Origin of the sequence: Microcystis sp. M53602_WE12 (assembly GCF_030065455.1) — a bacterium.
In the GTDB taxonomy this organism is placed as follows: Bacteria; Cyanobacteriota; Cyanobacteriia; order Cyanobacteriales; family Microcystaceae; genus Microcystis; species Microcystis aeruginosa.
In genome coordinates, this window is sequence record NZ_JASJFB010000641.1 from 1 (window position 1) to 6,597 (window position 6,597).

Annotated in this window: 8 protein-coding genes; 6 read left to right on the forward strand and 2 right to left on the reverse strand. The window is 45.5% G+C overall.

Annotated features, from left to right (window positions below):
* Nucleotides 1-224: 224 nt before the first annotated feature.
* The 4 genes from PX482_RS20335 to PX482_RS20350 all read left to right on the forward strand — a co-directional run bounded on the left by PX482_RS20335 (nt 225) and on the right by PX482_RS20350 (nt 3,376).
* Nucleotides 225-575: a slr0373 family blue light stress response protein gene (locus PX482_RS20335; protein WP_012265766.1), complete on the forward strand. Its 351-nt coding sequence runs from the start codon at nt 225-227 to the stop codon at nt 573-575.
* A 53-nt stretch (nt 576-628) separates the two neighbouring features.
* Entirely contained in the window at nt 629-2,140 is a 1,512-nt protein-coding gene (gene ycf46, locus PX482_RS20340) for a stress-responsive protein Ycf46 (protein WP_061430126.1), read from the forward strand.
* Nucleotides 2,141-2,274: 134 nt separating this feature from the next.
* The gene (locus tag PX482_RS20345) at nt 2,275-2,628 is read left to right on the forward strand and encodes a DUF1257 domain-containing protein (RefSeq protein ID WP_002731874.1); all 354 of its coding nucleotides are present in this window, start codon (nt 2,275-2,277) and stop codon (nt 2,626-2,628) included.
* A 100-nt stretch (nt 2,629-2,728) separates the two neighbouring features.
* Nucleotides 2,729-3,376 (forward strand): class I SAM-dependent methyltransferase, encoded by a 648-nt coding sequence (locus PX482_RS20350; RefSeq protein WP_287741655.1) that lies wholly within the window; start codon nt 2,729-2,731, stop codon nt 3,374-3,376.
* Here PX482_RS20350 and PX482_RS27845 read toward each other — a convergent pair.
* Nucleotides 3,324-3,596 carry a hypothetical protein gene (locus tag PX482_RS27845; protein WP_353852196.1) on the reverse strand — a complete coding sequence of 91 codons (273 nt, stop codon included), beginning with the start codon at nt 3,594-3,596 and terminating at the stop codon, nt 3,324-3,326. The two genes, PX482_RS20350 and PX482_RS27845, sit on opposite strands and share 53 nt — an antisense overlap.
* Entirely contained in the window at nt 3,593-3,820 is a 228-nt protein-coding gene (locus PX482_RS20355; protein WP_012265763.1) for a hypothetical protein, read from the reverse strand. The genes PX482_RS27845 and PX482_RS20355 overlap by 4 nt, the downstream gene beginning before the upstream one ends.
* 737 nt (nt 3,821-4,557) lie before the next feature.
* Here PX482_RS20355 and PX482_RS20360 point away from each other — a divergent pair.
* Nucleotides 4,558-4,962, forward strand: a complete 405-nt coding sequence (locus PX482_RS20360) for a hypothetical protein (protein WP_288023473.1) — start codon at nt 4,558-4,560, stop codon at nt 4,960-4,962.
* Nucleotides 4,963-5,082: 120 nt separating this feature from the next.
* The coding region (locus tag PX482_RS20365; protein ID WP_288122933.1) for a tetratricopeptide repeat protein at nt 5,083-6,597 on the forward strand (1,515 nt) is incomplete at its 3' end.

Below are 6,597 nucleotides of genomic sequence, written 5' to 3' on the forward strand. Positions count from 1 at the left end.
CCCACACCCCACACCCCACACCCCACACCCCACACCCCACACCCTACACCCCACACCCTACACCCCACACCCTACACCCCACTTCCCCACACCCTACACCCCACTTCTCCAACAATTGTAAAGAAATGTTACAATTATGCTGTCATAACAGCTTACCATCTTGACAGGAGGGAAAGACAGTGGTTATAGTAAGGACACATACCCGGGTAAACCAATTTAGTGATATGCAAGACAAGCAAAAAGTCACACTGTACCTTCCCCCTGGAGTCCATCGTCAACTAAAAATAAGGGCCGCAATCGATGAAGAATCGATGTCAGGGCTGGTGGAAAAAGCGATCGCTTTCTACCTAAAATACCCCGAAAAGGTAGAAGAAATCGAAGCCGCCGCCTATGGCAAAACCTATCAGGTTCATGTCTGTCCCGAGTGTGATGCCGCCTTAGTGATGAAAGAAGATCGGCTAAGGTCAATCAAACGCCAGCCCGGAATAGTCGGCGACGAGTTCCCGCTCGAAGTTCCCGAACCCGTTGGCGCTCAAGGAACCGCAGAGGGAGAAGCAGCCTTAGTTCCCTGCTAAACTCTCGGTAGCCGCCCAAGGTCAAAACCGTTACCACAAATAGGGTCGATGTTATGAAAGAAGAGCTAGAAATTCTCGTCAAGGCTCAGTATCCCCTGATTTACCTCGTCACCTCCGAGGAGGAAAGGGCGGAAGAAGCCATCAGCAAAATAGCCCAACTAAATACACAACATCGACGGGTGTTTGTCTGGACTGTCACCCACGGCATGATCGAACTAGGTCAACCGCGCCAAACCAGTCAACATAATACCGTGTCGCCAGAAGCGGCGATCGAATGGGTAGTGCGTCAACGGGAAGCGGGCATCTATATATTTAAAGACCTGCATCCGTTCATCACTTCTGCTCCGGTCACTCGCTGGTTGAGAGATGCGATCGCAAGCTTTAAAGGAACCGAAAAAATCATTATTTTAATGTCTCCCCTGCAAGAAGTCCCCATAGAACTAGAGAAAGACGTAGTAGTTCTAGATTTTCCCCTGCCGGACATGGGAGAGTTAGATACAGTTCTCTCACAACACCTAGGCAAAAATCAAAATCGTCGTACCACCACAGAGGTCCGGGAAAAACTCCTGAAAGCGGCCTTAGGCTTAACCAAAGATGAAGCCGAAAAAGTTTACCGCAAAGCCCATGTAAAAGCGAACAAATTGACGGAAGACGAGGTAGAAATCGTCCTTTCCGAGAAAAAACAACTGATTCGCCGCAACGGAATTTTAGAATACGTTGAAGAAGACGAGACCATCAACGCCGTCGGTGGTCTGGAAGAATTAAAAAAATGGTTAAAACAGCGATCAAACGCCTTTACAGAAAGAGCCAGAGGTTACGGACTCCCGCAACCGAAAGGAATGCTAATTTTAGGAGTACCCGGCTGTGGTAAGTCCTTAATCGCTAAAACCACCTCGCGCCTCTGGAGTTTACCGCTCCTGCGCTTAGATATGGGACGGGTTTACGATGGTTCCATGGTGGGACGGTCTGAGGCTAACCTGCGTAATGCCCTAAAAACTGCCGAATCCATCTCTCCAGCCATTCTGTTCATCGATGAATTAGATAAAGCTTTTGCCGGTGGCACAGGATCCGCCGATTCCGATGGGGGAACCTCTAGCCGCATCTTCGGCTCCTTCCTGACTTGGATGCAGGAAAAAACCTCACCCGTCTTCGTTATGGCCACAGCTAACCGGATTGAACGGCTACCCGGGGAATTTCTCCGCAAGGGGCGCTTCGATGAAATCTTCTTTGTCGATTTGCCCAATTCCGAAGAAAGACAAGATATCTTTAATATTCACCTGACTAAACGACGCTCCGACATTTCTCGCTTCGATTTGGAGCAGTTAGCCAAGGTATCCGATGGGTTTTCCGGTGCGGAAATAGAACAGGCGCTGATTGCCGCCATGTATGAGGCCTTCGCCCAAGATCGCGAATTCACGCAATTAGACATTATTGCGGCGATTAAGGCGACTCTGCCCCTATCTCGCACCATGACCGAACAGGTGACGGCCCTGCGTGATTGGGCCAGACAACGCGCCCGACCTGCTTCGGCCTCCGTCGCTGAGTACCAGCGATTGGAGTTCTAACAGACTTTCGCCCGCTCCCAACGGGATGAAAGGCTAGTTCTCAGGGACTAGCAATGCCTCGAAAAGCCGCTTGGCGGCACTCTTTAACTCTCAATCTGTTGTTGTTGATTCTTATCTACAAAGAGGAAATTCCAATGTCTCATTTTAGCACTCTCCGGACCAAAATCACCGATGCCGAAATCCTCAAAGCTTCTCTCCGCGACCTCGGTATTAGCGTAAAAACCGAAGCTGATGTTCGTGGTTACAACGGTCAACGGGTTCGCTCCGACATCGTTGCTGTTCTCGATGGCGAATATGATCTCGGTTGGTCCCGCAATACCGACGGCAGTTTCGATTTAATCGCTGACCTCTGGGGTGTGGCCAAAAAACACAATCAAACCGAATTGATCAACTCGATCAACCAAAAATACGCTGTGAACAAAACCCTATCCGAAGTGAAACAGCGCGGTCTGCAAAACGCTAACGTTAAGCTAGTCGTTCAAAGCTAAGATTTACAGCGCGTTCCCAAGCCTAGGGGTTGACCAGTTCGGTTAACCCTTTTTTCTGTCTGTGGGGTATGTTAAGAATAGTAAAATTAACTTGACAAAAATGCTCCGACCCGAAGAAAGAACTAAACTCGATCCGACGAAAGACAGCGATTTTTATGCTTTTCCCCGCTTTGTCACCCACGTGGATGAGGGTTTTATCGATCGATTAACCGCTCTCTACCGAGAGATCTTATCGCCGAATACACGCATTTTAGACCTGATGAGCAGCTGGGTGTCCCATTTACCGGAGGAGATGGAATTTGAGCATATCGAAGGTCACGGGATGAATGGGGAGGAGTTAGCCAAAAATCCCCGCTTGCATAGTTATTTTGTCCAAGACCTGAATGCACAGCCAAAATTGCCCCTAGAGGATAGTTCTTTTGATGCGGTGTTAATCACAGTGTCGGTGCAGTATTTGCAGTATCCAGAGGCGATTTTTGCGGAACTGTATCGCATTTTAAAGCCTAATGGTCTGGTGGTGGTCAGTTTTTCCAATCGGATGTTTTACCAAAAAGCGATCGCTGCTTGGCGCGATAATAGCGATTTAGGCCGGGTGGCCCTAGTGAAATCCTATTTTAAATCGGTGGCGGGATTTAGGGAAGTACAGGCGATCGTTCGTCCTGCTACTACCCCCAGTTTCCTGCAAATGTTAGGAATTATGGTTGCTGATCCCTTCTATGCAGTGATAGGGAAAAAGAATCCTCTCTAGGATTATAGTCATCGTTTGAATTCTTAATCCCTAATGCTCGCCATCCAATGCCGACTCTGACTGACCAGATTTTTTCTCTTGGTTTCACCTCTTTGAACTCTAGGCTGGGGTGAAATGGATTTTCTTTCCAAATCTGGTAATTTTTCTTGGCTGTTTCTTGTACCCTTTGCGGCAAACTTAGAAAAAGTTGACGAAACCTCTTGGTTCTGGATGACTTCATTCTTCCCCAAAGCCTTTATCTTCTGTTCTCCCCTCTTGTTCTTCTATCAGAGCTTCCTGTGCCATTGTTATTAAAGCTCCCAATTCCATATCTTCGTTGGAAAGGCTTTTCTGCCATTTTAATTCACCTTCAATATCTTCCAGCAATTGTTGAGCAAGTTCATCTTGAAGATGCTCTGGCAGTTTCTGGATTTCTGTGAATGCTTTTTGCAATAGAGTAGTCATGTTTTGTTCATGTTTTACGGGTATTGAACTATTTTACTACTTTTTCTACTCTTGCAATCTAACGGTTTAAGTTTGTCTAAGTAGGTGGGTGGAATTAAATATAAAATGAACGTAGGTTGGGTTGAAGCATGAAACCCAACGCCCGCATGGGTTACGCTACCGCTAACCCATCCTACAAATAATTGTGCCTACCTACTTATAGCTTTATTGTCAACGACTTTAGGGAATAACGGGCTTCAATAAAAGGGCTTCTGAGGGCTGCTCAAGCATTAATAAGCTGTTCGTAATTTAAATTGCTTGTTGAGACGAGGCAAGAGGCAACAGTAAAGGAATTGGAGGAGATTCGGCTAATCTAAGAATAAGCAGTTTAAATAGGGTTTGCTGAATAAATGTGAAATGTAGGCAAGGTAGGGGTTTTGTGGCTTTACGAGCGAAACAGGTGCAAGATTTTTGCGTCTTCATCGGCCCGCGTCCTGTAGGGGCGAAGCATTTGGGCATAACCTATCGGTGAAACCGGAGATTTTCTATCCGAATGCTTCGCCCGTACTTTTTGCCGCAAACCCTAAATATGTCTTAGCTTACCAGCGCGTCCGCTTCGCCCTAATCTCAATCCTGTTGTGGCAACGATATCAGAGTTTTGTTTTTTACTTTTTGAACAGTCAACCAAACATTTAAACCGTCCACAACTGCTGTTGCCGTTGTGCTAGAATGGCGAAAAATTCCCCCCATTGATGATTATGTTAGCAGAATTAGCCGCCGCCGAAATCGCTAAAATCGCCTTTGAAGCTGTTATCGGTAAATTAACGGAAGGAGCAATGGATAAAGGTGTAGAATTGTGGCAAAAAATTAAGCAAAAGTTACAAAAGGAACCCTCCGCAGCCAAGGTTTTAGCGGCAGCAGAACAAACTAAATCCGAGGCGATGATTGAACAGCAAGTGGTTCCTTTTTTACAGGTAGAAATGCTCAAAGACCCCAATTTTGCCCAAGAAATCCAAACCCTAGCACAACAAATTATGACAATTAATCAGAATCAAACAGAAACAAAAACTCAAATTGGTACACAAATAAACAAAGATATTAAACAACAATTGAACATTCAAGAAGTTAAGGGTAATTTAAATCTAGGAATCCCTCCTGAATGACTGGCGGCTCTGCACGCAAAAGCAGACGCAATAGAAAATAATCGCAGTAGTCAAAGGAGTACTTTCAAGGGAGGAGATGCTCGAAAACGTCTCGCCTATTGGCAGGGAAGGAAGGAGGAAATCACCCAAATTAAGCAGTGGTTTACTGATCAAAATGTTACGATGATTGGCATCAAAGGAGTTGGAGGGATTGGAAAATCTACCCTAGCCAGTAAAATTTTTGAGGAGAAAATTACCCTAGATCCTTCCCTAGGGGACGATGAAGATTTATTCCCAAAACGCTTTTGGTGGGAAGCGGGAAATCTGGGCGGATTTAGTGGTTTAGCTCGCCAACTCCTGACGGAATTTGGTTATCCTGTCCCCGAAAAAGAAATAGATTTACAGGAAGCTTTAATCAGACAATTGCAACGCCATCGCCACCTAATTATTATCGATAATCTAGAGAGTTTATTAGGGGAAGATGGTTCTTGGAATAATGAATTTTATCAGCAGTTTTTCACTGCTTGGATAGAAAAAGGTGACACCAGCAAAATTATAGTCACCACCAGAGAAAAGCCAAAAACTAGGGGTTTTAACCGTTGGATTGAGCTAAAAGGTTTGAAACCACCTGAAGGGGCGCAATTGTTAGCGGAATCGCAAATAACAGGGGATCTAGAGAACTTTTCTCGACGGGTGGATGGTCATCCATTACTCCTGCGATTGGTGGCGGATTTAATCTTAGCAGAATTTCCGCAAAACCCCAGTTTAGAAAGGTTAGCGGATTTAGGATTAGGAAATTTATCGCAACTTTTGAGCGATCCGCAGGTGGTGGGGAGTCATCGTCAAGAGACAGTGGGAATTGCTTTAGTTTTAGATGCTAGTTTTCAGCGACTTAGCCAAAGACAGCAGGAATTATTCACTAAAACCAGCATTTATCGCCGAGAATTTGATTCTCCAGCAGCCAAAGCGGTGATGGATAATTACCCGGAGATCGCACTATCCGAGATCACGGCAGATCTGCGAGAATTACAGCGACGATCATTATTAGAAGAAAAAGAGGAAAATCGCCAGCGAATTTTTAGTTTTCAGCCTTTAGTTTGGGAATATGCACAATACAAAGCCGGTGATCAAAGGGAATTACACCAAAAAGCGATCGCCTATTATCTTTCTATTGCTCAACCCGACTCCTGGGAAATCCTCAACGATGTGCAACCTTACCTAGAAATTTTCTATCATTGCTATCAGTTAACCGAGTACGACAATGCTTTTGATATTCTCCGTGCTATCGAGGATTTTCTCACCCGACGGGGGTATTATCAAACCCTAGCGGATTATTACCTTGAATTAGTCACTGTTTACCAACAACAGGAGGAGCAAACCAACTGGAATTATGCCGCATCCCTCACCAGTTTAGGCAATGTTTACCAATCCCTAGGAGAATACCAAAAAGCGATCGAGTTTCATCAACAGTCCTTAGCAATCGAACGCGAAATCGGTGATCGGGGGGGTGAAGCGTCTTCCTACAATAATTTAGGCAATGTTTACGATTCCCTAGGAGAATACCAAAAAGCGAGCGAGTTTTATCAACAGTCCTTAGCAATCACACGGGAAATCGGTGATCGGGGGGGTGAAGCGTCTTCCTACAATAATTTAGGC